Genomic DNA, 26,009 nt, shown 5'->3' on the forward strand with positions numbered 1-26,009 from the left:
TAAAATCCGCAGATATATTCTTGGCCCTGTGCATGAGGAAAGAATAAATGCCATTGGCTGTCGTTCTTTCTCTCACTATTAAAAGTTGCTCTACGGACAAACGTTTTTGCACTTAATTCCATTCTGCTGAGGTTTAACATGCTAAAAGTTGCTTTATTAGGTGCCGGGCGCATTGCTCAGGTTCACGCTCGCCATATTCATGACCATCCGGACACCACGCTTTATTCCGTATCGGATATTTACGCCGAGGCGGCGTCAACCCTCGCCGAAAAGTATGCCGCTCGCGTACTCTCAGCAGATGAAGCGATTGCCGACCCGCAGGTTGACGTGGTGCTGGTTGCCACCTCCACCGATACTCATGCCGGTTTTTCCCTGCAGGCCGCCCGCGCCGGCAAGGCGATCTTCTGCGAGAAGCCGATCGACCTGAATATTGAGCGCGTGAAGTCCTGCGTGGCTGAAATCAAAGCGCTCGGCGTGCCGTTTATGATTGGCTTTAACCGCCGCTTCGATCCAAACCACGCCCACCTTAACCGCGCTCTTCGCGGCGGCGAGATTGGTGAACTGGAACATCTGCAAATCTGCTCGCGCGATCCGTCGCCGCTGCCGGACGACTACCTGCTGGTTTCCGGCGGGATGTTCCGCGATATGACCATTCACGATTTCGATATGGCGCGCTTCCAGCTTGGCGAAGAGCCGGTATCGGTATCGGCTATCGCCTCTGCGCTGGTCAGCCCGACGGTCAAAGCGGCCGGGGATGTCGATACGGCGGTGATCACCCTGCAAACCGCCTCCGGCAAGATTGCGGTGATCAACAACAGCCGCCGTTCAGGCTATGGCTACGATCAGCGCATTGAGGCGCACGGCCAGAAAGGCTGCCTGTACGTTCACAACGTGCCGACCACCACGCTGGTGAAAGTGACTGAAGAGTTTGGCGCACAGGCGCAGAAGCCGCTGCACTTCTTCCTTGAGCGCTATCAGGAAGCGTTCAGCGAGCAGTGGAGAGCCTTCGTTGCCGCGCTTAAGGACAACCGCCCGGTACCCACCAACGCGGACGACGGACTGCGCGCGCTGCTGCTGGCCGAAGCGGCGATCGAATCGTTTAAAACGCAGAAAGTCGTTAGCGTTAACCTGGAGGGATAAAAGATGAAAATCGGATTAGTGTCTGACAGCCTCGCCCATCTCCCGGTGGATGAGGTGATCAAAACCGCGGCGGAGTTGAAGCTTGACTGCATCGAGTTCGCCACCGGCAACTGGTCAACGGCCCCGCACCTCAACCTGGAAAAACTGCTTTCCAGCACCTACGCCCGGGCGGAACTGAAGAGCAAGCTGGACGATAACGGGCTGACGCTCTCCGCGCTGAACGCTAACGGCAACCCGATGCATCCGGGTGAAACCGGCAAGATCCACTCCGAATGCCTGTATAAAACCCTGGAGCTGGCTAACCTGCTGGGCGTGGAAAACGTCATCACCATGTCCGGCCTGCCGGGCGCGCCGGGCGACAGCTATCCCAACTGGATTGTCACCTCGTGGCCACCGGAAACGCAGACCATCCTGAAACATCAGTGGGAAGTGGCCGAAGGCTACTGGCGCAAAACCGCCGAGGCGGCGCGCACCTACGGCGTGAAAATCTGCATTGAACTGCACGGACAGCAGCTGGCGTACAACCTGCCTACCTTCCTGCAGCTGCGCGAGATTACCGGGGACGTGGTGGGTCTGAACTTCGATCCGAGCCACATTATGTGGATGGGCGGCGATCCGCTGGCGTTTATTCGCCAGGCGGGCAGCATGATCTATCACGTTCACGCCAAGGATACCTTTATCGACACGGTTAACCGCGCCACCGCCACGGCGCTGGATAACCGCCCGATGACGCAGAGCCGCGAACGCAGCTGGTCCTACGTGACGCTGGGCTACGGCCAGACGGAACCGTGGTGGAATGCCTTCTGCTACCATCTGGCGCATTTTGCCAGCCCGGATCTGACCCTGAGCATCGAGCATGAAGATATGAATCTGTCGCGGATGGAAGGCGTGATCAAATCGGTGAATCTGCTGAAGCGCACGGCAACCATTGAGAAATCCGACTACGTGTTACCGGCTATCTGATCCACAGACAGCAACGAGATTCAAGCCCGCCGTCCGGCGGGCTTTATCGTTATCCCGCCTTTACCTGAATCCCCTCCATCCACAGCTTTTTGTACTGCGTTGGCGGAATGCCGACCACCATTTTAAATACCCGATGGAAGTTGTTAACGCTCTCATAGCCGACCTCGCCAGCAATGGTGGTGACATCCATATCGGTATTCACCAGCAGCGACTGCGCTTCACCCACCCGACGCCGGATCAGGTACTGCTTGGGGGTGTAGCCAGAAAACTTCTTGAACAGGTGGATCAGATAGAAACGGGAGATCCCGGACGCCGCCATAATCGACTCCAGGTTAATCGGCTCTTTGTAGTGCTCATCGATAAACTGCTTGATCAAAAGCCCCTGTGAGGCGTCGGTTTTTTCCAGCTGTTCATGCCGCGCCAGGCAGATATTGCGACAGATCACCACAATCGCATTTAGCAGGTGATGCGTGACCACCCCGTGGTGGCGCTCATTATTAAATATTTGCGCACAGAGCGCATCAAACAGGCCGCACAGCGCCTGGCTTTGTTCCCCTGCGGCGATCGCCGCGCTTTTATCGCGGCCAATCAGATGATTTTCAGGCAGCCCGTCGATATGCAGCTGGCTGATGCCGCAGCTGTAAATCAGCGAATCCTCGCTGACGTGGGGACGTTCATCGTGAACCACGCCCTGGTTAAAAATCAGGATATCGCCCTGCTGCGCGAGGTACTGGCGGCCGCCGATCAGGTACTGGCCGCTGCCTCTGGCCACAAACATGATTTCAAGCCGGTCATCATGCTTATGCATAACGCGCGGGATGGCGGACTCTTCGCCCTGGGTTTTACAGACAAACAGCAGTTTAGGCGCGGTGTGCGCGGCGTAATCGGGATAGACGGTGACGTCATCCTGGCAGTGGGTCAGCATAACAGCCTCACATTATTATTTTCACAGCGGGTAACGCTGGCAGGGTCAGGTTATTCTCTCTGAATATGCAGAAGTTGCAAGGCGGGAAGTTGTGGCAACTATTACTCTAAGGCCATGAAATAAATGACTTAGATAATTATACTCATATCCATAATGGTTAAAAATTGCTTTTACGTGATAAGGGTCACACTCAGAACCGCACTGTTAAACGCAGTGCAGAGGGCTGAGATAATCCACGGTTGACGTACTCCCGACGCATTTCTATTATTGTGTTAATAATTCACACAGGGGGCATTATGGCCAGAACAACCAGCGTAACAATCGGCGAACAGCTGGAATTATTTATCAACCGCCTGATTGAGAGTGGTCGATACGGTTCCACCAGTGAAGTGATGCGTTCAGCATTAAGGCTGCTTGAAAAACAAGAAGCGAGCGATGAACTGCTCCGCCAGGCCGTTGTTGCCGGGCTGGAAAGCGGCGAAAGCGAACTGACGCTCACGGAAATTGCAGCACAAAGGAAGTTAAAGCATCGTGTATAAACTCACCCAACGTGCGGCTGAAGATTTCACCGATATCTATGATTATACGTGGTTAAATTTCGGCGAGTCTCAGGCAGACTGCTACACCGAAACGCTGGAAGCATTCTTTCATACTCTGGCCAGCATGCCTGAAATGGGCCGTGATTACCCGGCGGTGCTGAACATCAAGCGCATTGAATTTCAGCAACACAGCATCTTTTATGCCATCCGGGATTCAGACATATTGATCGTACGCATCCTGCACCAGCAGATGAATCACATCAGCCATCTGTAATCCGGCAGGTAAGGCCGACCACAAACACGCTTTCTCCGCAGACCGGTTACAGCCCCTCGGTCAACGCCCCTTTATGCTCGTTCAATAGCCGCAGCATATCCCGCAAATATTCATCCTCGTTCCCCTTCTGCCACGCCACGCTGAGCGGCAGCCCCTTGCTTTGTTCGTCCAGAACCAGCGGGATATAGGCCACCTTGTCACCGTTCATATTGCTATAGGACGCCGGCACCACGGCCAGGCCCAGACCGGCAGCCACCAGGCTCAGAATGGTCTGCTTCTCTTCGGCATACTGCGCAATATGCGGCGTCAGACCGGCATGCTTAAACAGGCTCATGGTGAGATCGTGGCTGTGCGGGCGGGTCCGACGATCGGCGACGATCATCGCTGCCTCGCTGAAATCCGCTACCGAGACGCTGCTTTTTGCCGCCAGAGGGTGGCTGACCGGCACCGCCAGCACACAGTGCTCGCGGGTGATAAAGCGCACCGCCAAAGAGGCATCCAACGTCTGCGGCGCACGAATAAAGATCATATCCAGCCAGCCGGATTTTAATTTAGGCAGCAGGTTAATAGTTTTATCTTCAATAATATGAATATCGGTATCAGGATGCTGCGCCAGAAATAAGTTCAGCAGCGCCGGAACTAATCCCCGGGCGGCGGTATCCATTGCACCAATCCTTAACGTTCGGCGATCGTCTTTTATTCCAACTTTAAATCGCCTCGCCAGCGCATCAAACCGCTCAATAATATTATTCGCTTCGTCAAAGAATATCGCGCCCTCGGCGGTGAATGAAACATTGCGCGTTGAGCGATTCAGCAACCGAACCCCGAGGTCCTCTTCCAGCAGTTTGATAAAGCGAGAAAGTGACGCAGGCATCATTTCCATTCTTTGGGCCGCCCGGCCAAAGTGCAGCTCTTTGCCGACGGCAACAAAGCAACGCAGTTGATTTATATCCACTTTTCCCTCGCCAAAAGATTATTCAAATACTTTATATAATCCGGCCCTGATGATCTGCCCGGGCAAATCAGCATACTGAACTTGATTACAAAATAATAACACCCCCTACACAATCCGGAGCACTTATCTATGAACACGTCCCTCGAAAAAAGGGTTATGCGTAAAGTGACGTTGCGCATTGTGCCCTTTATCATCCTGCTCTACTTCATCGCTTTTCTCGACCGGGTGAATATCGGTTTTGCCGCATTAACGATGAATCAGGACTTAGGTTTTTCGCCAACGGTATTTGGCCTTGGCGCCGGGATATTCTTTCTCGGTTATTTCCTTTTCGAAGTGCCGTCCAATTTGATCCTGCATAAAGTCGGTGCCCGTATCTGGATAGCCCGCGTGATGATCACCTGGGGGCTGGTATCGGGCTGCATGGCCTTCGTGCAGGGCACCACCAGCTTCTACACGCTGCGTTTCCTCCTTGGCGTCGCCGAAGCCGGATTCTTCCCCGGCATCATTCTCTATCTCAGCTACTGGTTCCCGGCGGCGAAACGCGCCCAGGTGACCGCCATTTTTATGGCCGCCGCGCCGCTCTCCACCGCGCTCGGCTCACCGATTTCCGCCGCACTGCTGGAGATGCACGGGCTGTTCGGCTACGCCGGGTGGCAGTGGATGTTTGTGCTGGAAGCGATTCCCGCCGTGGTGCTTGGCGTGGTGGTGCTGTTCTGGCTGACCGATCGCCCGGCGAAGGCGAAATGGCTGACCGATGAAGAACGCGAGTGGCTGCAAAACACCATGCAGCAGGAAGAGCAGGCGCGGGCGGCGAAACAGAGCCACAGCAGCGCCTGGCGTGGCCTGACCGATCGCCGCGTGCTGGCCCTGGCGCTGGTCTATTTCGGCACCTCGGCGGGGCTTTACACGCTGGGCATCTGGTCACCGCAGATTATTCACAGTTTTGGCGCGTCGTCGCTGGAGCTTGGCTTCCTCAACGCTATACCGGCGGTGGTCGGCGTTATCGGCATGATCCTCTGGGCTCGCCACTCCGACCGCACCAACGAACGCAGCTGGCACGTGATCGCCGCCTGTCTGCTGGCCGCCGCCGGATTGATTTATGCCGGTAACGTCAGCTCGCTGCTGGCGGTGATCCTCGCCCTGACGCTGGTCACCGTCGGCATCAGCGCGTCCAAACCGCCGCTGTGGAGCATGCCCACCCTGTTCCTCAGCGGACCGGCCGCAGCCGCAGGCATCGCCACCATCAACTCCATCGGTAATCTCGGCGGCTTCGTCGGCCCGATGATGATTGGCGTGATCCGCCAGCAGACCGGCAGCTACACCTGGGGACTCTATTTTGTCGCCGGACTGCTGGCTATCTCAGCCATCACCGTATTGATCCTGTCGGCAAAAAAACCGCAGGCGCAGGCAGCTGATGCCCCCCATCCCCGTACTCACTGATATCAAACTGGAGAAACAACATGCGTAACTACTCTATTGCCGCCATTCCCGCCGACGGTATCGGCCCTGAAGTGATTTCCGCCGGTGTTGAAGTGCTTCGCGCGCTGGAACAGCAAAACCCGCAGCTCAGGTTCGCTATTGAAACCTTCGACTGGGGTTCAGATTACTATAAAAAACACGGGGTGATGATGCCGGAGGACGGGCTGCAAACGCTGAAAAAGTTCGACGCCATCTACTTTGGCGCGGTCGGCGCGCCGGATGTGCCGGACCATATCACCCTGTGGGGTCTGCGCCTGCCGATCTGCCAGGGCTTTGATCAGTACGCAAACGTCCGCCCGACGAAAATTCTGCCCGGCATTACCCCGCCGCTGCGCAACTGCGGACCGGGCGATCTGGACTGGGTGATCGTGCGTGAAAACTCCGAAGGGGAATACTCCGGCAACGGCGGCCGCGCGCACCGTGGCCTGCCGGAAGAAGTGGGCACCGAAGTGGCGATTTTCACCCGCGTCGGCGTAACCCGCATTATGCGCTACGCCTTTACCCTGGCGCAGTCCCGCCCGCGCAAGCTGCTGACGGTGGTGACCAAATCTAACGCCCAGCGGCACGGAATGGTGATGTGGGACGAAATCGCCGCCGAAGTGGCGCAGGAATTCCCGGACGTCAGCTGGGACAAGATGCTGGTGGATGCCATGACCCACCGCATGACGCTGCACCCGCAGAGCCTGGATACCATCGTCGCCACCAACCTGCACGCCGATATTCTGTCCGATCTAGCCGGGGCGCTGGCGGGCAGTCTGGGCGTGGCACCGACTGCCAATATCGATCCGCAGCGCCGCTTCCCGTCGATGTTTGAACCGATTCACGGCTCGGCATTCGATATCACCGGCAAGGGCATCGCCAACCCGGTTGCCAGCTTCTGGACCGCCGTGCAGATGCTGGAACACCTGGGCGAACGTGAGGCCGCCGCGATGGTGATGGAGGGCATCGAATACGTCTGTTCCAAAGGCATTCTGACCCCGGACGTCGGCGGCAGCGCCACCACCGCCGATGTTACCCGGGCGCTGGTCGGCTTTATTACCGCCAAAGCGCCCATCGCCGAGAGCGCATAACGATGAATAACCCACAGGCCGCAGAGACGCTGCGGCAGATCTTTATGCGGGCCGTTGACAGCGCCCGCCCCGGACCGGTAATCCCGCCCGCACTGCCGGATAAGCCGCGCGGGCGCTGCGTGGTGATCGGTGCCGGTAAGGCATCGGCGGCCATGGCAGCGGCGGTCGATGCGGCCTGGCCCGATGTCGACCTCAGCGGCGTAGTGGTCACCCGTTACGGCCACGCCGTTCCCGCAGGACGCATTCGCATCCTCGAAGCGGCGCATCCGGTGGCCGACGCGATGAGCGAAACGGCGGCGTTGCAGATCGTTGAATCCCTGCACGGGCTGACCTCCGACGACCTGGTGCTGGCGCTGATCTCCGGCGGCGGTTCCGCCTTAATGGCGCTACCGCTGCCGGGACTGACGCTCGGCGATAAGCAGGCGATCGCCCGGGCGCTGCTGCACAGCGGAGCAAGCATCAGTGAGATGAACCTGGTGCGTCGTCATCTCTCCGCCGTGAAGGGCGGCAGGCTGGCGGCGATGGCGCATCCCGCCCGGGTGGTGTCACTGATTATCAGCGACGTTCCCGGCGACAATCCGGCGGACGTTGCCTCCGGCCCGACGGTGGCCGACGGCAGCCAACCTGCGGATGCGCTCAGGGTACTTGAGCGCTACGGTATTGCGGTGCCCGAGGCGGTACGTCAGGTTCTGAACGTCGGGGATCGGGCAGGCAGCGAACGCCATAGCCTGCCTCTGTCGGAGGCCACTTTTCCCGGATCGCCAGCGAGCAGCAGCGTTGAAGCCACTCGGAGCTATTCTCAGGTAGACGACAGGAGGGGTGAAGCAAGGCTGCGCGATAATTCGCCGACAATATGCGAGGTCAGGCTGGTTGCCACACCGGCCATGGCGCTCAACGCCGCCGCTGATGCCGCCCGGCAGCTGGGCTTAACCCCGCTGATCCTCGGTGACGCCATTGAAGGGGAAAGCCGCGAAGCCGCTATTGTGATGGCCGGGATCGCCAAATCGGTGAAGCAGTACGGGCAGCCGGTTTCCGGCCCGGCGGTACTGCTCTCCGGTGGCGAAACCACGGTGACGGTGACCAGTGGACGGGCAGGCAAAGGCGGGCGCAACACCGAGTTTCTGCTCAGCCTGGCCTGCGCGTTGAAGGGGGAAAGCGGCATCTGGGCCATCGCCGGGGACACCGACGGCATTGACGGCACCGAAGACGCCGCCGGGGCAATCATCAGCCCCGACACGCTGGCGCGGGGCCGGGCGTGCGGGCTGAATGCCGCTGACTATCTGGATGCCCACAACAGCTACAGCTACTTCCACGCCACCGGCGATCTGCTGATCACCGGCCCGACGCTGACCAACGTTAACGACATTCGCGTGATTCTGATTGCCTGAAAGTACGATCCCCTGGCTCAGGGGATCAACAGGATTTTCGCCGCCGAAACCCGCTGCGATTCCAGATCGTCAAACGCCTGCTGGCCCTCCGTCAGCGGGCGTGTTTCCACCCAGTCCAGCGGCCCGAGCGCCCCTTCACCCAGCATTTTCAGCGTGACGCAGAAATCATCCATCGTATAGGTGTAAGTGCCCAGCAGGGTGATTTCCGCCAGCGTCAGCTTGCGCATATCGATTTCGCTGGCCCACGCCTGGAGGCCAATATGCATCACCACCCCACCCGGTTTCACCGCCTGTAGCGCCATCTGCCGCGTTGGAGCCGCACCGACCGCATCGACCACCAGCTGCATCTGCGCTTCTTCAACCGGGGTTTCCAGCGGATTGATGCCCACGCAGCCGGTATGTCGCACCGCAGCCTCCCGCCGCAGGCCGTTGGTTTCGGCCAGGGTAATATCCCGGCAGCCCCAGGCGCGCAGCACCAGTACCGTCAGCAGGCCGATAGCCCCGCCGCCAATCACCAGCGCCCGCGTTTCCGCCAGCGGCAGGTGCAGCGCGCGCTGGGTCAGCTTCAGCGCGTGGACCACCGTGGCGGCGGGTTCAGTCAGCGCCGCGTGCTGCACTGACAGCCCATCGGGCAGTTTCACCACCGAACGGGCGGGGATCTTCATAAACTCGGCAAACGCCCCCGCCCAGTCCATGCCGACCATATGGCGGTCGCTGCACAGATTATCGCGCCCCTGGCGGCAGAATTCGCACTGTCCGCAGACGATCAGCGGATTAGCCGTGACCCGGTCACCAATGCGGAAACGTGGAGACTGACTTTCCACCACCTCGCCCGCCAGCTCGTGGCCGAGGACCAGCCCCGGCTGGCGGCGCGGATCGCTGCCGTGAAAGGCGTGCATATCCGAACCGCATATTCCGGCGGCCCCGATGCGGATCAGCACCAGCTCGCTGCCGTCCTCCAGCTGGGGATAAGGGCGTTCCTCAACGCTGACCCGGTAAGGCTGGGTATAAACTAATGCTTTCATCGTTCCTCACTTCATCGTTAAGGTCTGGCCCATCGCCAGACGACCGGCACCGTGGGTGCGACGCCATAAATAGAGCGCGCAGGCCGCGCTGATCAGGCCGATAATCAGCACATAGGCGCAGATCAGCCACGGTTTGCCGCCCAGCATCTCGGAGAAAATGGTCGCCAGCACCGGCGTCAGGCCACCGGCAAAGACGCCGGAAATCTGATAGGCAAACGAAATACCCGTATAGCGCACCGAGGCGTCGAAGCAGTCCGAGTACACCGAGGACAGCGTGCCGAAGACCGCCGCATGAAAAATGCCGAACGGGATAACAATCGATGCCCAGACGATCCAGATGTTATCCGCATGGTCGTGCATCAGCGCAAACGCCGGGAAGGCAGACAGCCCGGAGAGCGTGGCGCCCATGGCGAATATTCTGGCGCGGCCGTAGCGGTCGGCCATATAGCCCCAGAACGGAATAAAGAAGCTCATCACAAAGGCGCTGGCGAGGATCGCCACGATGGCCTGCCCACGGGGAATATCCAGCGTCTGGGTCAGCCACGTCAGCGAGAACACGCCGAAGATATTGAAGAACACGCCGTCGATCAGCCGCATTCCCATGCAGGTAAACACCAGTCCGGTATGCTTGCGGAACAGCTCCACCAGCGGAATGCGCTTCGGCTTATCCTTTTGCGCCTCCTTCGCCTTGAGGAAATCTTCCGTTTCCGCCACGTTATTGCGGATGTAGGTGCCGATAATCACAAACACGCCGCTGAGCAGGAACGGCATGCGCCAGCCCCAGGACATAAACGCCTCATCCGTCAGCAGAAATGACGCCAGACCGATCGCCCCCGAGGCCAGCAGCAGCCCGAGCGACATGCCGATCTGCGGGATACTGGCAAAGAAGGCCCGGTGTTTTTCCGGTGCGGATTCATAGGTCATCAGCACCGCACCACCCCACTCTCCGCCAAGGCCAATCCCCTGAATCAGGCGACACAGCACCAGCAGGCACGGTGCCCACAGCCCGATCTGGTGATAGCTGGGTATCAGACCGATAAATACCGTCGCGCCGCCCATAATCACCAGCGTCAGTATCAGCATTTTTTGCGGCCCAGCGTATCGCCGAAGTGACCAAAAATAATGGCCCCCAGCGGACGGGTTAAAAAGCCGATGGCAAACACGCCGTAGGAGAGCAGCGTGGTGATAAAGGGATCGCCCTCCGGGAAATAGAGTTTGTTAAACACCATCCCGGCGACGGTGCCGTACAGGAAAAAGTCGTACCACTCGATCGTCGATCCGAACAGGCTCGACACCGTGACGCGCCGCAGGTTACCGCTGGCTGGCTGTTGCATAGTGTGTTCCTCTGCGCTGGTAAGTTAGTGTCAGACGGCGCTGTAGCCGCCGTCGACCATCAGTGTTTGCCCGGTGATGTAGGCGCTGGCCTGGCTGGCAAGAAACAGCGTGACGCCGTGCAGGTCGGCCATCTCGCCGTTTCGCCCCAGACAGGTATGGGCCGCATGGCGCTCGCGCAGTTCATCACTGGCAAACACCGGCCCGGTCAGCGCCGTGGGGAAAAAGCCGGGACCGATGGCGTTACAGGTCACGCCGTCACGCCCCCAGCGCTGGGCGATGGCTCGCGTCAGCTGCACAATGCCGCCCTTGCCCGCGCCGTAGGGTGCGCTGTTGTCAAAGGCGCGCAGGGATTGCAGCGAGGCGATATTGATAATCCGCCCCCAGCCGCGCTGCGCCATGCCCGGTGCCAGCGCCTGGGTCAGGAAAAACGGCGCTTTAAGATGCAACGCCAGCTGCTGGTCCCAGGCGGCTTCGCTGACCTCTTCGAACGGCTGCCGCAGATTAATCCCTGCCGCATTGACCAGGATATCCACCGCGTCGCACTGCGCCGCCAGGGAATTGATTTCACTAACGCTGCTGACGTCGGCACAGTAGTAGCGCGCCGTTGGACCCAGCTGATTCAGCCGCTGCGCCGTTTCCGCCAGCTGCCCTTCGCGGCGGGCGGCGAGGATCACCGAGGCACCGGCCCGGGCTAACGCCTCCGCCATCGCCGCGCCGATGCCACTGCCGCCGCCGGTGACCAGCGCCGTTTTGCCCTGTAGATCAAATAAGGATGCAATATGCATGGATTCTCCTTAGCGCGTCACCGGCGTACCGAGCTGGAAAGCGACGCCGGGGAAATATTTTTCCAGGCGAATTTCGGCGGTGCGGGCGTGGGCTTCCATCCCTTCCAGACGCGATATACGCGCGGTGGCCTCGCCGATTTGCGGGACGGCTTCACGCGGCATCCGCTGCCAGGTCAGCGTTTTGAGGAATTTATGCACCGACAGCCCGCCTGAGTAACGCGCAGCGCCTTTGGTCGGCAACACGTGGTTAGGCCCGCTGCACTTATCGCCGAAGGCGACGGTGGTTTCTTCCCCGAGGAACAGCGAGCCGTAACAGCTCAGCGATTCCAGCCACCAGTTCAGATCGCGGGTATGCACTTCCAGATGCTCGGAGGCATAGCGGTCAGAGATCGCCACCACCTCTTCACGGCTGTCGCAGAGGATCACTTCACCGTAGTCGCGCCACGCGCAGCTCGCCGCATCGCGCGCCACCGGCGGCAGCAGGTCAATCAGGCGGGGGACTTCCTGCATCACCGCCTCGGCCAGCGGGCGGGAGGTGGTGAACAGCCAGGCGGGCGATTCATGCCCGTGCTCCGCCTGGCCGACCAGATCGCAGGCCACCACACGGGGATCGGCGCTGTCGTCGGCAATCACCGCCACTTCCGACGGCCCGGCAAACACATCGATCCCCACCTGACCGAACAACGTGCGCTTGGCTTCGGCAACAAATTTATTGCCCGGCCCCACCACCACATCGGCAGGCGTGCCGGTAAACAGCCCCCACGCCATGCTGGAAATCGCCTGCACGCCGCCGAGGGTCATAATGGTGCTGGCTCCCGCGCGGTGAAAGGCGTAAAGCACGCAGGGATGGATCGACTGGCCGAGATACGGCCCGGAGCAGGCGATAATATTTTTCACCCCCGCTGCTCTGGCCGTCGCCACACCCATATAGGCCGAGGCGATGTGGGCATAGCGGCCCGCCGGGGCGTAGCAGCCGACGGTATTCACCGGCAGCACCTTCTGCCCGGCGATCAGCCCGGAAGGCAGCGTCACTTCAATATCTTTCACCGACTCACGCTGCGCGCAGGCGAAGGTGTATACCTGCTCGATGGCGTAGTCGATATCACGCCGAACGTCGGCGGGGACTTCGCGTATCTGCGCCGCAATCTGTTCCGGGGTCAGAACGATCTCACCGCTCCATTTATCCAGCGAGTGGGCATAGCGGCGTACCGCCTCTTCCCCTTCGGCCTTAATCGTCGTGAGCATCTCTTCAACCACCCGACGGGCTTCTGAAGTATTGGACTCCGGCGTCTTCGTTGCTTTTTTTAACCAGATTACTGACATACGCATCTCCGAGGTTTAAGTGTGCCCGACGGCTGTTCATTGCGTCGATACTCCTGTGTCATATACATGACTTAGCTATATCTATAATGAGCATTTCCCCGAAGCGCAAAAAACAATCGAACAAAAGGTGATCGCGATCGGCTTCATGCTTCAGAAGTTTATGCGCGATCACATTTTAAGCCGTTTTTGTTATCACCTAATTAATAAAGTGATATCAATCATCGATTTAATCGATTTACCTTTGTTAAGTCTTTGCCATCGCTTGTCCCTGCCCCAATCGGCCTTTATTCGTGAAGTCCCTCGCAAAAAATTAAGCCTGCGCGGAAAAAATTTTGCTTTAATCAAGTCATGTAATATATGTCATATACATGAGTTGCATTATTGTTCAAACAACGGAGGCGGTTATGAGTATCGATTTTGTCGTACACGATGATGGCGATTCTGTCGGGGTCGTAGTGGTGGAAGGCGTGGAAGCAGGCCAGAAGCTGACGGGCTGGATCATGGATCAAAATAAAACGATCGAATTTGCGGTGAAGGATGCCATTCCAATTGGCCATAAGTTAGCCATTCGCGATCTGGCCGTGGATGACACGGTGATCAAATACGGCGAAGACATTGGCCGCGTGGTGGCGGCTATTAAACAGGGCGAGCATCTTCACGTTCACAACGTTAAAACCAAAAGGTGGTAACTATGGAAATCCAGGGAAGCAAGTTTGCAGGCTATCGTCGCGAAAACGGCCGTGTGGGTATTCGCAACCATGTGATAGTGCTGCCGGTGGATGATATCTCTAACGCGGCGGCGGAAGCGGTGGCCAACAACATTAAAGGTACGATTGCGCTGCCGCATCCTTACGGCCGCCTGCAGTTTGGCGAAGATCTGGAACTGCACTTCCGTACGCTGATCGGCACCGGCTGCAACCCGAACGTGGCGGCGGTGATCGTCATCGGCATCGAGCCGGGCTGGACTCGGCGTGTGGTCGACGGCATTAAGGCCACGGGCAAACCGGTTGCGGGGTTCTGGATTGAGCAGAACGGCGATCACAATACCATCTGCGCCGCATCGCGTAAGGCGCGGGAATTTTCGCAGTACGCTTCTGAACTGCAGCGTGAAACCTGCGATATCAGCGAGCTGTGGGTGTCGACCAAGTGCGGCGAGTCGGATACCACCTCCGGCTGCGGCGCGAACCCGTCGGTCGGTAATCTGTTCGATCGTCTGCACGCCAATGGCAATACGCTGCTGTTCGGGGAAACCTCCGAGCTGACCGGCGGTGAACATCTGGTGGCCGCGCGCTGCATCAATGACGACGTGCGGACGAAGTTCCAGTTTATGTTCGATCGCTACAGCGCAATGATTGACCGCTGGAAGACCAGCGATCTCTCCGAATCGCAGCCGACCAAAGGCAACATCGAAGGCGGGCTGACCACCATTGAAGAGAAAGCGCTGGGCAATATCCAGAAAATCGGCAAAAAATGCTCCGTGGACGGCGTGCTGGATAAGGCCGAAACGCCGACCGGGCCGGGGCTGTGGTTTATGGATTCCTCCTCAGCCGCCGCCGAAATGGTCACGCTCTGTGCCGCAGCGGGCTATGTGGCGCACTTCTTCCCCACCGGACAGGGGAACGTGATCGGCAACCCGATCCTGCCGGTAATCAAGATCTGCGCGAACCCGCGTACGGTGCGGACGATGTCTGAACATGTCGATGTTGACGTGTCCGCCCTGCTGCGCCGGGAAATGACCATGGACGGCGCGGGCGATGCGCTGCTGGAGTGCCTGATGCGCACCGCCAACGGCCGCCTGACCGCCGCCGAGGCGCTGGGCCACAGAGAGTTCGTTCTGACCCGTATCTTTGAAAGTGCGTAATCTCCCGCCCGCCGATCCCGGCGGGCTTTGCTTTCCCGATCGCCTGCGGCGCTGATCCTCACCGGTTCGCCGCCGTCAGGCACTGCGAGGACAACCGCATGCGATTTCTCAAGCACCTGTACGTCCAGGTTCTCATCGGCCTGGTCGCCGGAGTTGCTGTGGGGTACGCGTTTCCTGATTTAGCCGTTCAGATGAAACCCCTTGGCGACACCTTTATCCGCCTGATCAAGATGGTAGTCACCTTAGTGATTTTCTGTACCGTAGCCATTGGTATTGCCCGCATGGAGAGCCTGAAACAGGTCGGCAAAGTGGGTGGCAAAACCCTGCTCTACTTTGAGTTAATCACCACACTGGCACTGATTATCGGCATGGTGGTGGCCAACGTGATGCAGCCCGGCAAGGGGATGAACGTGGATGCCACGAAGCTGGACGACAGTGCGATGAGCCACTACGTTAACGTCAGCGAACACAGTAAAGGCTTCCTTGAGCAGATCATCCCCGATTCGGTAATCGGTGCCTTTGCGCAGGGTAATCTGCTACAGGTGCTGCTGTTTTCCGTACTGTTTGGCGTGGCGCTGTCGCTGGCCTCCAACCGCAGTGCCTTCCTGACCAAAACCATTGAACAGTGCGGCGAGGTGCTGATGCGCATCGTCGAACTGATTATGCGGCTGGCCCCGCTCGGCGCGTTTGGCGCAATTGCCTTTACCGTCGGTAAATACGGCCTGACCTCGCTACAGCATCTCGGCATGCTGATCGTCTGCCTGTATATCACCAGCTTCCTGTTTATCGGCGGCGTACTGGGTCTGATCTGCAAACTGGTCGGCGTCAGCATGTGGCGGCTGATTGTTTACTTCCGCGAAGAGCTGCTGATTGTGCTAGGCACCTCGACCACCGAATCGGTGCTGCCGCGCCTGATGGTGAAGATGGAAAAGCTGGGCTGCGACCGGGCCATCGTTGGCCTGGTGCTTCCCACCGGATATTCCTTTAATCTGGACGGCGCGGCGATCTATCTCACCATGACATCGCTGTTTATCGCCCAGGCCACCAATACGGACCTGACCCTGTGGCAGCAAATGGGCCTGCTGCTGATCCTGCTGCTGACGTCCAAAGGCGGGGCGGGCGTGGCCGGGGCGGCGCTGATTGCGCTGACCGCGACCCTGGCCACGCATAATATTATTCCCCTCGCCGGGATCACCCTGGTGCTGGGCATTGACCGGATACTGAACGAAATGCGCGCGGTAACCAATATGATCGGCAACGTGGTGGCCACGCTGGTGATCGCCCGCTGGGAAAACAAGCTGGATCTGGCACAGGCGCAGGAACAGCTCAGGGCCGGTCCCGGTAAAATTGTCCTGCCGGATACGCCACTCCCCGATACCGAAGAAGAAGGAAGCACAACACGATGAGCCACGAAACAATCGCCCTGCACGACCTCGCCAGCCTGGGGCAGCGCGCGCTGGTGAAGCTGGGGGTGGAGGTTCAGGCCGCCGCCGAAACCTGCGCGGCGCTGATGGCCGCCGAGCGCGCAGGCATTCCCTCCCACGGCTTTGCGCGGCTGCCCTACTACCTGGACCAGCTGGTTAGCGGCAAACTGAACGCCCACGCCAGGCCATCCGTCAGCCAGCGCGGTGCGGTGGTGAACGTCGATGCTGATTCCGGTCTGGCCTTCCCGACCGTTCAGCGCGGCCTTGATCGCGGCATCGCACTGGCGCAGGAGTTCGGCATCGTCAGCGTGGCGGTCAGTCATTCGCATCACTTTGGCATGGCGGGCTACTACACCGAACAGGCCGCGCGGCAGGGATTACTTTGTCTGGCATTCAGCAACGGCCCGGCGGCGATGGCCCCGTGGGGCGGCAATGCGCCGCTGTACGGCACCAACCCGGTGGCGTTTGCCTCACCGCGCGAGCAGGGAGAACCGCTGGTGATCGACCTGTCATTGTCGGAAGTGGCGCGCGGCAAAATCATGCTGGCCAGCCAGAAAAAGGAAGCGATCCCGCTGGGCTGGGCTATCGATCGCCAGGGCAACCCGACTCAGGACGCAGACGCCGCGCTGGCGGGCAGCATGGCACCGGCCGGAGGGGCCAAGGGCGCCGCACTGGCGCTGATGGTGGAGCTGCTGACGGCGGGGCTGACTGGTAGCCACTTTGGCTTCCAGGCCAGCTCATTCTTCAGCGCCGAGGGTGAACCGCCGCATATCGCCCAGCTGCTGCTGCTGCTCAATCCGGCCTTCTTCTCAGCGGGTTATTTGCAGCACAGCGAGTTGCTGTTCCGCGCGATGCTGGAGCAGCCGGGCGTAAGGCTGCCCGGTGAACGACGCCAGGCTCTGGCCAGGCAGCACGGCGAGACGCTGGAACTGCCCGCCACGCTGCTGGAGCAGCTGCGCCTCAGAGCTGGTTGACGTAGGCGTGATGCCGGGTGAGTACGGTGGAAACGCGGTACTCAACCGGTTTATCCTGAAAATCCCTTGCCGTACGCCAGATGCGCAGCAGCGCTTCCCCTTCGACGGCCTCCAGATGCAGCACCTCGTCCGGCCCGGCATTCACCGCTTTGATCTGTTCATGGGCGTTAGCCACCGTGCAGGCGTACTTTTGCTGATACAGCTGATAGAGCGTATTCGGCAGGATCTCCGGTTCACGGTCCATACCGGGGAAACGCGCCGCATCCACGTAGACGTGCTCCAGTATCGCCGGTGCCCCGTCGAGATCGCGTACCCGCCAGATATGAATCATCTTGCTGCCCGGTGCAATATCCAGCGCCGCCGCTTCTTCTGCGGAGGCGGAGCGTAAATGTCGTGCCAGCACCCGGGACAGCGGCAGCGAGCGCTCTCCGTTTTCACGCAGCACGTTAAAGAAGCGGAATAACGCGCTGTCCGAATCATGGGCGGCCACCACCGTGCCTTTGCCCTGATAGCGGATCACCACGTTATTACTCACCAGTTCGTTCAGCGCTTTGCGCAGCGTGCCGATACTGACGTTATAGGCGTCGGCCAGGCTGGCTTCACTGGGAATATAGGTGCCCGCAGGCCACTCGCCGGAGGCAATTCTTTCCAGCAGTAGCTGGCTGATTTGCAGGTAAAGCGGCTGGAAAATCGCCGATTTCACTTCAGCGGATGATGAAATATCCTGATTCATACTGTCTTCCTCCGACCTACAGGCGCTGAATAATATTGACAGTCATACTATGACATATACAGGAGTGGCAGGCATCTTTCCGCGTTCAAATATCGGGCAAAAACGAAGATTTCACTGGAATTGTGAACCCGGTCGATTATTGCCCCGGTTGATTATTTTTGGCAAATCCGCCTCCATTAATCGTGGCATTACCCATGACTAAAAAGGCGTAAAACCTAACTAACAGACTGTATTTTATATACAATAACTCATCTAACAGCCTCATCTTAAATACGCATTACCCTGTCGGCACCACCGTCAATTACCCTGAAGACTGTACGTTTACCTGATATTCAGATTGGTTATAACGATATAATAAATTGTTTTTTCAAATCAATTAGTCGCATCCTCAGTCCTATACATGAGGAGAGAACCATGACCGATATTCCGCTGGTACAGTATTCACACACGGCTAAACGCTTTATTCCCGGCATTCTGCTCACGCTGGCCATTGCCCTCGGCACCGCGTGGCTGGGTAACCAGCCGGTAATGTCAGGACTCGGGCTCGGGGCGCTGACCCTGGCAATTATCGTGGGCATCGTGCTCGGCAACACGGTTTATCCCCTGCTGCACCCGCAGTGCGATGAGGGCGTACAGTTCGCCAAGCAGAAGCTGCTGCGGCTGGGCATTATCCTCTACGGCTTCCGGCTGACCTTTCAGCAGGTGATGGATGTTGGACTGAGCGGTGTGGTGGTCGATGTGGTGATGCTCAGCAGCACCTTTCTGATTGCCAGCTATATGGGGTCGCGCCTGCTCGGTATCGATCGCCAGACCGCGTGGCTGATCGGTGCGGGCAGCAGCATCTGCGGCGCGGCGGCGGTACTGGCTACGGCCCCGGTGGTGAAAGCGGAATCGTCAAAGGTTGCCGTCGCGGTCGCCACCGTGGTGATCTTCGGGACCGCCGGGATCTTCCTCTATCCGTGGATCTGGCATCACGTTGCCTCACTGATCCCGGGCATTTCGGCAACCCAGTTTGGGGTGTATACCGGGTCAACCATGCATGAAGTTGCCCAGGTGGTAGCCGCGGGCCACGCCGTCAGCCCGGAAACCGAAAACGCAGCGGTGATTGCCAAAATGCTGCGCGTGATGATGCTGGCCCCGTTCCTGCTGGTGCTGAGCATCTTTATCAGCCGTGGCACAGAGGAGAGCAGCACAACGGCACAGCGCATCGTCTTCCCGTGGTTCGCGCTGATGTTTATTGTGGTGGCCATGTTTAACTCGTTCCACCTGCTGCCGCTGCCTGTGGTGGCCGCCATCAACAGCCTGGATAATGTCATGCTGGCGATGGCAATGGCCGCGCTGGGGCTGAGCACGCGTATCAGCCAGCTGATGAAGGCCGGAACCCGCCCGTTTGCCCTGGGACTGTTCCTGTTTATCTGGCTGATTGTCGGCGGTGGCGCGATTAATCTGCTGGTGCACCACGCGCTGGCTTAACCCGACCGGCGCAGGGCCGCCCGCCCGCCGCCCGCTGCGCCGATCACTCCTCCCGGTTCGCCAGCCGCCAGACCAGCGTCTGTCTGGCATGAGCGATTCTCGGCTGGCGCAGTGCGCTCGGCAGCCACACCAGGCTGTAACGGATTTCCGTGTCACCGACCGGTGCACCGAGCGCCACCAGCTCACCGCTGTCTAACTGCGTACGACAAAGGAATTCCGGCATCACCGTCCAGCCGAAGCCCTTACACAGCAGGCTGCGCTGGCCGCGCAGATCCTGGCCGACCATCGCAGGCAACAGTGCATCATACTTAATCCGGTTTTTATCCAGCCAGCGGTCGATCAGCGACAGCTCAAGGTTGTAGGCCAGCAACGGTTCCTGAAGTAACGCCAGAGCGAAATCCGGCTGCTGTCGTAGCCGATGTGCCACCGAGGGCGCGGCCACCGCCAGCACGCGATCGGTGAAGATCACTTCACCTTTCAGCCGCGGATCGCTCACCGGATGTGCGGTAATGCCCAAATCACAGTGCCCCTCCACCACCATCTGCACCACCATCTCGCCGTCGCCGGTGTGCATATGTACGCGAATATCGTTTTCCAGCAGCGGCAGCAGCTCCCCGGCCAGCTTCTCCGCCATAAAATCCGCGTGGCCGATGATTTGCAGCGTGCCGCTAACATCCATCGATCGCGCACGGGCAGAAGCCAGCGCCGACTCGGCGGTATCCAGGGTATTGCCGATATCGGCCGCTAAGTCGTCCGCGGCGGCGGTCGGCACCACGCCCTGCGGCTGACGCTGAAACAGCGCGCGGCCCACGGCGACCTCCAGCCCGCTGATATGCTGCGAAACCGCAGGCTGCGTCAGATTCAGCGCTCTGGCCGCGCCGGAAATGGAACCCTGGCGGTAAACTTCAATGAAGGTGCGTAAGCGAACCAGTGACATGCTGACCCCATAAAAATATTTATACCCCTGCAAAAATAGCCTTGTTAGCGGCGAAAATCCACGGCGGGTAAGCTTGCTGCATCTTACGAATCAGCGAAAGGCAATGAATAACATGACTCACAGCACACTTGAGCAGGACTTACAGCACATTCTTCAGACCATGAAGCAGGCACATTTACAGGCGGGTCCGGCCCCGCTGGCACTGCGGCGCGACCGCCTGCTGCGCAGTGCCGCGCTGATCCGCGATAATCATGCGGCGATTGCCGCCGCCATCAGCGCCGATTTCGGCCACCGCAGCGCGTATCAGACGATGACCGCCGACCTGCTGACCACGATCGGGATGCTGCAACACGCGGCAGATCACGTGGACGAATGGATGAAACCGGAGGCCGCTGAAGTGCCGGTCGCAGGGATGCAGGCGTGGATTGAACCCCAGCCGCTGGGCGTGGTGGGCGTGATCAGCCCGTGGAATTTTCCGATCAACCTGGCATTCGGGCCGCTGGCGGGCGTGTTCGCCGCAGGCAATACCGCAATGCTCAAGCCGTCGGAGCTGACGCCTGAAACCTCTGCGCTGCTGGCCGAACTGGTGGCACGCTATTTCGCCCCGAATGAGCTGGCCGTCGTACTGGGTGATGCCGCCACGGGCCAGGCGTTCAGCGCCCTGCCGTTCGACCATCTGGTGTTTACCGGCAGCACCTCGGTAGGCAAACACGTGATGCGCGCCGCTGCCGAGAACCTGGTGCCGGTGACGCTGGAACTGGGCGGAAAATCGCCGGTGGTGCTGGATGTCGATGCCGACCCGCAGCTGGCCGCCGAAAGAACCCTGACCATCAAAACCTTTAACGCCGGGCAGATCTGTATTTCCCCCGACTATCTGCTGCTGCCGCAGGCGGCGGAAGAGGCGTTTACCGACGCCGCACGCGCCTTTATCCGCCGATCTTTCCCCGCCGTGCAGGATAACCCGGACTACACCGCCATCATCAGCGATCGCCACTATCAGCGGCTGACCGATCTGCTGGCCGATGCCGCCGCCAAAGGTGCGCGCATTATCAGCCTGGCGCCGGAGGGTGAAGCCGATTTCGATCCGCAGAGCCGTAAAATCGCCCCGCATCTGATCCTCGACGTCAGCGAAGAGATGAAAGTGATGCAGGAGGAGATATTTGGTCCGCTGCTGCCGGTGAAAACCTATGCGGGCGATGTCAGTGAGGCGATGGCCTACATCAATGCTCACCCGCGTCCGCTGGCCGCCTACTACTTTGGCAACGATCCGCTGCGCCAGCAGCAGATGGCGCAGCGGACCACTTCCGGCGCGCTGGTGATCAATGACGTGATGACCCACGCGGCGATCGACAGTCTGCCGTTTGGCGGCGTTGGCGCATCGGGGATCGGTGCCTATCACGGCATTCACGGTTTCCGCCGCTTCAGCCACGCCAAGCCGGTCGTGGTCCAGGATGAAGCGGGCACCACCAATTTACGTCTGCGCGCCCCGTATCAGGATAAAACTGCCGCCGTCACGGCTATGCTTAATCAATAATCACTCTTTATTACCTCATCACCGGAGAACCCGTAATGAAAATTTTAATGGTACTGACTTCACACGCCGAACTGGGTAACACCGGTGAGAAAACCGGCTTCTGGCTGGAAGAATTTGCTGCGCCCTACTACGTCTTCAAAGACGCGGGCGCGGAGGTGGTGCTGACCTCGCCTGCCGGTGGCCAGCCGCCGCTGGACCCGAAAAGCGATCTGCCGGATTTTCAGACGGCAATGACCGACCGCTTTAAGGCCGACAGCGCGGCGCAGCAGGCGCTGGCCAGCACCGTGAAGCTGGAGACGGTCAATCAGCAGGACTTTGATGCGGTATTTTATCCCGGCGGCCACGGCCCGCTGTGGGATCTGGCCGAATCCGCCGACTCCATTGCGCTGATTGAAGCCTTTGACCGCGCCGCTAAGCCCATCAGCTTTGTCTGCCACGCGCCGGGCGTGCTGCGCCACGTGAAATCCACCGACGGCGCACCGCGCGTTCAGGGCAAAAAGGTGACCGGCTTCAGCAACAGTGAAGAAGCGGCGGTGCAGCTGACCGACGTGGTGCCTTTCCTGATTGAGGATGAGTTTATTGCCGCTGGCGCACACTATCAGAAAGGTGCCGACTGGGCTCCATTCGTGGTGGAAGATGGCAATCTGATCACCGGCCAGAACCCGGCCAGCTCGGAAGATGTGGCGAAGGCGCTGCTGAAAAAACTGGGCTAAATCGTCGGCAAAGGGGCGCGATTGGCGCTTAGCCTCACCATACCGGGCCACCCTGAGCCCGGTTTTTTAATGGCCGGTTATCTGTTTTTCAATCAGATTTTCGTGCGCCCCTCAATGCCACTATTTTCATGCCGCTGCCCGCTTCGCTCCTCACAGCTCTGCCCGTTGTCATCGGTTTCATCCACCTGCCACTGCAGTAATGCCGCTAAATAGCCGTAACGTGCCTCCGGGCTGAAACCCTGCCAGATACGGCCACTGTCAGCTGCGGACAGCCTGAAGTAGTCGCGGAAAAAGTGCGCACTGTCTCTCAACATACTCATTTCATCTCCCCCACGTTTCGCTATCGGCCTGAGCAAAGCGGATCGTCCCGTTCCCGGAACGTGAACGATTCGTGATCCGACTCACGCAAGACTTGTTGCATTTTTGTTAGCTTCGTCGCCATAATTACGAACGAAAATAATAAAACCTTCATTCGAAGCCTAACACACCTGAAGCGGAGCTGTCACGATGAGCGATTTCACCTCTAACACCCTACCTGAAGACCATAACGCCCTGATCCGGCTGATGAAAAAGCAGCTTCGCCAGCAGATCGGTGATGTTGAAGGGCTTTTTAATCAGGTTAAGCAAAAAATCACGACTGAAATCGCCCGCGCCAGGGCAGAAGAGGCCGAGCACGGCACCGCCTGGCCGGTGATTAACTGGGCAGATATCGCTGAAAAACGCATTACTGCTGAACAGATCGCGGCGATCAAGCGGCGCGGTTGCGTGGTGGTAAAGCAAACCTTCCCGCGCGATAAAAACCTGGCGTGGGATACCTCGATGCTCGACTACCTGGACCGCAACGATTTCGATGCGCAGTACCGCGGGCCGGGGGATACGTTCTTTGGCAGCCTGGAGGCGTCACGACCGGAGATTTATCCGATCTACTGGTCCACCGCGCAGATGGAAGCGCGGCAAAGCGAGGCGATGGCCGAAACGCAGTCGTTCCTTAATCGCCTGTGGAAATTCGAATCGGAAGGCGTGAAGTGGTTTAACCCGGACGTCAGCATCATCTATCCAGACCGGATTCGCCGCCGCCTGCCGGGAACCACCTCAAAAGGGCTGGGTGCACACACCGACTCCGGCGCGCTCGAACGCTGGCTGCTGCCCGCCTATCAGCAGGTTTTCAGCAAAATATTCAACAATCGATTCGACGCATACGACCCGTGGGATGCGGCGCATCGTACCGAGGTTCATGAATATGATGTTGATAATACAACCAAATGTTCTGCCTTCCGCACCTTCCAGGGCTGGACCGCACTGTCGGATATGCAGCAGGGCCAGGGGTTGCTGCACGTGGTGCCGGTGCCGGAAGCGATGGCCTATGTCCTGCTGAGGCCGCTGCTGGACGACGTTCCGGAAGATGAACTGTGCGGCGTGGCACCGGGCAAAGTGCTGCCGATCTCGCCACAGTGGCATCCTGACTTGATTGAGGGGCTGAGTTCCATCCCGTCGCTGCAGGCGGGCGACTCCGTGTGGTGGCACTGTGATGTGATCCACTCGGTGGCACCGGTGACCGATCAGCAGGGCTGGGGCAACGTGATGTATATCCCTGCGGCACCGCTCTGCGAGAAGAATCTGGCCTACGCACACAAAGTGGCACAGGCGCTGGATCGGGGAACGTCGCCGGGCGATTTCCCGCGGGAGGACTACGAACGCGACTGGCAGCAGCGCTTTACTACTGCGGATTTGAACAACATCGGCAAGCGCAGCCTCGGGCTGGAATAAGTGACAAAACGGCTGGCCTGAAGTTTTGGGCCAGCCACAATACTCGCTGCCTGGTACAGGCGTAGTGTGCCGCAAAGAATATCTGTTAGACTGAACCGAATTATTCCAGCCTTATCAAAGCCTGAATGAACAGCAGACACGAACATATCATCCAGCTGGTGAACGAAAGAGGCAGTGTTAGCGTCAGCGAACTGGCGCAGCTGACCGGCGTTTCTGAAGTCACCATCCGCCAGGATCTCAACGCGCTGGAACGCGACAATTTTTTAAAGCGCGTCCACGGCTCCGCTGTCGCCCCCGACAGCGACGACGTGAATTCCCGCATGCAGACCCGCTACAAAATCAAGCAGGGGCTGGCGGAATTTGCCGCTTCGCAGATCGGCGACGGTGAAGCCATCTTTATTGAAGGCGGCAGCACCAATGCCCTGCTGGCCCGCGCACTCGCCTCACGCAGCGATCTGACGATTATTACCGTCAGCCATTTTATCGCCCATCTGCTGCGCGACTCGCAGTGCGAAGTGGTTATCCTCGGCGGTCAGTATCAGAAAAGCAGCGAATCCGTGGTCGGGCCGTTAACACGCTACTGCATCCAGCAGCTTAACTTCCATAAAGCCTTTATCGGCGTGGACGGCTGGCATGCGGACACCGGCTTTACCGGCCGCAATATGATGCGCTGCGACGTAGTGAACGCGGTGATGGCCAGGGGCACCTGGACTATCGCGCTGACGGATTCGTCCAAATTCGGCAGCGTCCACCCCTACCCGATCTCGATTGAGCATACCTTTAGCCAGATTATTACCGATGATGGATTGTCGCCTGACATCCGTAACACGCTGATTAAGCAGAAATATCAGCTGGATATTGTCGCGCAGCGCCGCTAACACCAGGCAGACTGACGGTCGTCTTCAGCCAAAAAAGGATTTACCGCCATGACAATAACCATCCGTGCAGCAACGCCCGATGATATCGACGGTCTGTTTCACGTGCGCACTTCGGTCCGCGAAAATACGCTGACCTGTGAAGAACTTGAAGAAATGGGGATCACCAGGGCCGCCGTGACCGCCATGATCCAGAATTCATCCTGTGCCTGGGTGGCGGCTGAAGACCAGCAAGTCGTCGGATTTTCCATGATTATCCCGGAAGATGCCTGCCTGTTTGCCGCCTTTGTTCTTCCCGAATATGAAAACAGAGGAATTGGTAAACGACTGGTTCAGGTTGCTGAAGATGAGCTGTTCCGGCAGCACGACGTTATCTGGCTGGAAACGGGTAAAACTACGCGCGCAGCCGGATTCTATCGTCATAGCGGATGGGGCAACGAAACCCCCGCAGACGAAGGCGATATCCGCCTGGAAAAACGCAGAGCATAACGGTCGTTCGATACCAAAGAAGGAATCA

Annotated in this window: 27 protein-coding genes; 17 read left to right on the forward strand and 10 right to left on the reverse strand. The window is 58.9% G+C overall.

Annotation, left to right across the window (positions count from 1 at the left end; translation table 11 throughout):
* Positions 1 to 138: 138 nt before the first annotated feature.
* Together iolG and IBT47_RS03470 are read left to right on the forward strand one after the other, a co-directional pair.
* Positions 139 to 1,140 (forward strand): inositol 2-dehydrogenase, encoded by a 1,002-nt coding sequence (gene iolG, locus IBT47_RS03465; protein WP_200559172.1) that lies wholly within the window; start codon positions 139 to 141, stop codon positions 1,138 to 1,140.
* Between the two features lie 3 nt (positions 1,141 to 1,143).
* A complete protein-coding gene (locus IBT47_RS03470) occupies positions 1,144 to 2,103 on the forward strand; it encodes a sugar phosphate isomerase/epimerase (RefSeq protein ID WP_200559173.1) in 960 nt (319 codons plus the stop codon).
* Positions 2,104 to 2,152: 49 nt separating this feature from the next.
* Here IBT47_RS03470 and IBT47_RS03475 read toward each other — a convergent pair whose 3' ends face one another.
* Positions 2,153 to 3,028 carry an AraC family transcriptional regulator gene (locus IBT47_RS03475; RefSeq protein ID WP_105591928.1) on the reverse strand — a complete coding sequence of 292 codons (876 nt, stop codon included), beginning with the start codon at positions 3,026 to 3,028 and terminating at the stop codon, positions 2,153 to 2,155.
* Positions 3,029 to 3,324: 296 nt separating this feature from the next.
* Between IBT47_RS03475 and IBT47_RS03480 the strand changes: the two genes are divergently transcribed.
* On the forward strand, positions 3,325 to 3,567 hold the full coding sequence (locus tag IBT47_RS03480; RefSeq protein ID WP_200559174.1) for a type II toxin-antitoxin system ParD family antitoxin: 243 nt from the start codon (positions 3,325 to 3,327) through the stop codon (positions 3,565 to 3,567).
* Positions 3,560 to 3,841, forward strand: a complete 282-nt coding sequence (locus tag IBT47_RS03485; protein ID WP_200559175.1) for a type II toxin-antitoxin system RelE/ParE family toxin — start codon at positions 3,560 to 3,562, stop codon at positions 3,839 to 3,841. Before IBT47_RS03480 ends, IBT47_RS03485 begins: the two co-directional genes overlap by 8 nt.
* A 46-nt stretch (positions 3,842 to 3,887) precedes the next feature.
* On the opposite strand, the gene IBT47_RS03490 is transcribed toward IBT47_RS03485, so the two are convergent.
* Positions 3,888 to 4,796: a LysR family transcriptional regulator gene (locus tag IBT47_RS03490; RefSeq protein ID WP_200559176.1), complete on the reverse strand. Its 909-nt coding sequence runs from the start codon at positions 4,794 to 4,796 to the stop codon at positions 3,888 to 3,890.
* Between the two features lie 129 nt (positions 4,797 to 4,925).
* Between IBT47_RS03490 and IBT47_RS03495 the strand changes: the two genes are divergently transcribed.
* From IBT47_RS03495 to IBT47_RS03505, 3 genes are read left to right on the forward strand one after another with little or no spacing between them, the layout of a single operon-like run.
* The gene (locus IBT47_RS03495) at positions 4,926 to 6,236 is read left to right on the forward strand and encodes an MFS transporter (RefSeq protein ID WP_200559177.1); all 1,311 of its coding nucleotides are present in this window, start codon (positions 4,926 to 4,928) and stop codon (positions 6,234 to 6,236) included.
* 20 nt (positions 6,237 to 6,256) lie between these two features.
* Positions 6,257 to 7,345 carry a tartrate dehydrogenase gene (locus IBT47_RS03500; RefSeq protein WP_200559178.1) on the forward strand — a complete coding sequence of 363 codons (1,089 nt, stop codon included), beginning with the start codon at positions 6,257 to 6,259 and terminating at the stop codon, positions 7,343 to 7,345.
* A 2-nt stretch (positions 7,346 to 7,347) separates the two neighbouring features.
* Complete coding sequence (locus IBT47_RS03505; RefSeq protein ID WP_200559179.1) at positions 7,348 to 8,733, forward strand: glycerate kinase; 1,386 nt, start codon at positions 7,348 to 7,350, stop codon at positions 8,731 to 8,733.
* A 17-nt stretch (positions 8,734 to 8,750) separates the two neighbouring features.
* On the opposite strand, the gene IBT47_RS03510 is transcribed toward IBT47_RS03505, so the two are convergent.
* Genes IBT47_RS03510 through hisD form a run of 5 tightly spaced genes read right to left on the reverse strand, consistent with a single transcriptional unit; the run spans position 8,751 to position 13,201 of the window.
* Positions 8,751 to 9,758: an alcohol dehydrogenase catalytic domain-containing protein gene (locus IBT47_RS03510; RefSeq protein WP_200559180.1), complete on the reverse strand. Its 1,008-nt coding sequence runs from the start codon at positions 9,756 to 9,758 to the stop codon at positions 8,751 to 8,753.
* A gap of 6 nt (positions 9,759 to 9,764) precedes the next feature.
* Complete coding sequence (locus IBT47_RS03515) at positions 9,765 to 10,841, reverse strand: MFS transporter (RefSeq protein WP_234471679.1); 1,077 nt, start codon at positions 10,839 to 10,841, stop codon at positions 9,765 to 9,767.
* Positions 10,835 to 11,092, reverse strand: coding sequence for an MFS transporter (locus tag IBT47_RS26955; RefSeq protein WP_234471680.1), 258 nt, complete (start codon positions 11,090 to 11,092; stop codon positions 10,835 to 10,837). The genes IBT47_RS03515 and IBT47_RS26955 overlap by 7 nt, the downstream gene beginning before the upstream one ends.
* Positions 11,093 to 11,122: 30 nt before the next feature.
* The gene (locus tag IBT47_RS03520) at positions 11,123 to 11,878 is read right to left on the reverse strand and encodes an SDR family NAD(P)-dependent oxidoreductase (protein WP_200559181.1); all 756 of its coding nucleotides are present in this window, start codon (positions 11,876 to 11,878) and stop codon (positions 11,123 to 11,125) included.
* 9 nt (positions 11,879 to 11,887) lie between these two features.
* The gene (hisD, locus tag IBT47_RS03525) at positions 11,888 to 13,201 is read right to left on the reverse strand and encodes a histidinol dehydrogenase (RefSeq protein WP_200559182.1); all 1,314 of its coding nucleotides are present in this window, start codon (positions 13,199 to 13,201) and stop codon (positions 11,888 to 11,890) included.
* 404 nt (positions 13,202 to 13,605) lie between these two features.
* Between hisD and IBT47_RS03530 the strand changes: the two genes are divergently transcribed.
* From IBT47_RS03530 to IBT47_RS03545, 4 genes are all read left to right on the forward strand, one after another.
* Complete coding sequence (locus tag IBT47_RS03530) at positions 13,606 to 13,890, forward strand: UxaA family hydrolase (RefSeq protein WP_105591934.1); 285 nt, start codon at positions 13,606 to 13,608, stop codon at positions 13,888 to 13,890.
* Between the two features lie 2 nt (positions 13,891 to 13,892).
* Positions 13,893 to 15,062, forward strand: coding sequence for a UxaA family hydrolase (locus IBT47_RS03535; RefSeq protein WP_200547270.1), 1,170 nt, complete (start codon positions 13,893 to 13,895; stop codon positions 15,060 to 15,062).
* A gap of 98 nt (positions 15,063 to 15,160) precedes the next feature.
* Positions 15,161 to 16,468 carry a C4-dicarboxylate transporter DctA gene (gene dctA, locus IBT47_RS03540; protein WP_200559183.1) on the forward strand — a complete coding sequence of 436 codons (1,308 nt, stop codon included), beginning with the start codon at positions 15,161 to 15,163 and terminating at the stop codon, positions 16,466 to 16,468.
* Positions 16,465 to 17,460 carry an Ldh family oxidoreductase gene (locus IBT47_RS03545; protein ID WP_200559184.1) on the forward strand — a complete coding sequence of 332 codons (996 nt, stop codon included), beginning with the start codon at positions 16,465 to 16,467 and terminating at the stop codon, positions 17,458 to 17,460. The genes dctA and IBT47_RS03545 overlap by 4 nt, the downstream gene beginning before the upstream one ends.
* On the opposite strand, the gene IBT47_RS03550 is transcribed toward IBT47_RS03545, so the two are convergent.
* On the reverse strand, positions 17,447 to 18,193 hold the full coding sequence (locus IBT47_RS03550) for a GntR family transcriptional regulator (RefSeq protein ID WP_200559185.1): 747 nt from the start codon (positions 18,191 to 18,193) through the stop codon (positions 17,447 to 17,449). The two genes, IBT47_RS03545 and IBT47_RS03550, sit on opposite strands and share 14 nt — an antisense overlap.
* A gap of 414 nt (positions 18,194 to 18,607) precedes the next feature.
* Between IBT47_RS03550 and IBT47_RS03555 the strand changes: the two genes are divergently transcribed.
* A complete protein-coding gene (locus IBT47_RS03555) occupies positions 18,608 to 19,666 on the forward strand; it encodes a YeiH family protein (protein ID WP_200559186.1) in 1,059 nt (352 codons plus the stop codon).
* Between the two features lie 43 nt (positions 19,667 to 19,709).
* On the opposite strand, the gene IBT47_RS03560 is transcribed toward IBT47_RS03555, so the two are convergent.
* Positions 19,710 to 20,603 carry a LysR family transcriptional regulator gene (locus IBT47_RS03560; protein ID WP_200559187.1) on the reverse strand — a complete coding sequence of 298 codons (894 nt, stop codon included), beginning with the start codon at positions 20,601 to 20,603 and terminating at the stop codon, positions 19,710 to 19,712.
* 112 nt (positions 20,604 to 20,715) lie between these two features.
* Here IBT47_RS03560 and IBT47_RS03565 point away from each other — a divergent pair, with 112 nt between their 5' ends.
* Both IBT47_RS03565 and IBT47_RS03570 read left to right on the forward strand, forming a co-directional pair.
* Positions 20,716 to 22,137: a coniferyl aldehyde dehydrogenase gene (locus IBT47_RS03565; protein WP_200559188.1), complete on the forward strand. Its 1,422-nt coding sequence runs from the start codon at positions 20,716 to 20,718 to the stop codon at positions 22,135 to 22,137.
* 35 nt (positions 22,138 to 22,172) lie between these two features.
* Positions 22,173 to 22,850 (forward strand): type 1 glutamine amidotransferase domain-containing protein, encoded by a 678-nt coding sequence (locus tag IBT47_RS03570; protein WP_200559189.1) that lies wholly within the window; start codon positions 22,173 to 22,175, stop codon positions 22,848 to 22,850.
* 92 nt (positions 22,851 to 22,942) lie between these two features.
* Here IBT47_RS03570 and IBT47_RS03575 read toward each other — a convergent pair whose 3' ends face one another.
* Positions 22,943 to 23,170: a hypothetical protein gene (locus tag IBT47_RS03575; RefSeq protein WP_200559190.1), complete on the reverse strand. Its 228-nt coding sequence runs from the start codon at positions 23,168 to 23,170 to the stop codon at positions 22,943 to 22,945.
* Between the two features lie 187 nt (positions 23,171 to 23,357).
* Here IBT47_RS03575 and IBT47_RS03580 point away from each other — a divergent pair, with 187 nt between their 5' ends.
* The 3 genes from IBT47_RS03580 to IBT47_RS03590 all read left to right on the forward strand — a co-directional run bounded on the left by IBT47_RS03580 (position 23,358) and on the right by IBT47_RS03590 (position 25,981).
* Positions 23,358 to 24,617: a DUF1479 domain-containing protein gene (locus IBT47_RS03580; RefSeq protein ID WP_200559191.1), complete on the forward strand. Its 1,260-nt coding sequence runs from the start codon at positions 23,358 to 23,360 to the stop codon at positions 24,615 to 24,617.
* A 125-nt stretch (positions 24,618 to 24,742) separates the two neighbouring features.
* Positions 24,743 to 25,495, forward strand: coding sequence for a DNA-binding transcriptional regulator YciT (locus tag IBT47_RS03585; protein WP_200559192.1), 753 nt, complete (start codon positions 24,743 to 24,745; stop codon positions 25,493 to 25,495).
* Positions 25,496 to 25,543: 48 nt separating this feature from the next.
* Positions 25,544 to 25,981, forward strand: coding sequence for a GNAT family N-acetyltransferase (locus IBT47_RS03590; RefSeq protein WP_200559193.1), 438 nt, complete (start codon positions 25,544 to 25,546; stop codon positions 25,979 to 25,981).
* The last annotated feature ends 28 nt before the right edge of the window (positions 25,982 to 26,009 follow it).

This window comes from Erwinia sp. S43 (assembly GCF_016624745.1).
Lineage (GTDB): Bacteria > Pseudomonadota > Gammaproteobacteria > Enterobacterales > Enterobacteriaceae > Erwinia > Erwinia coffeiphila.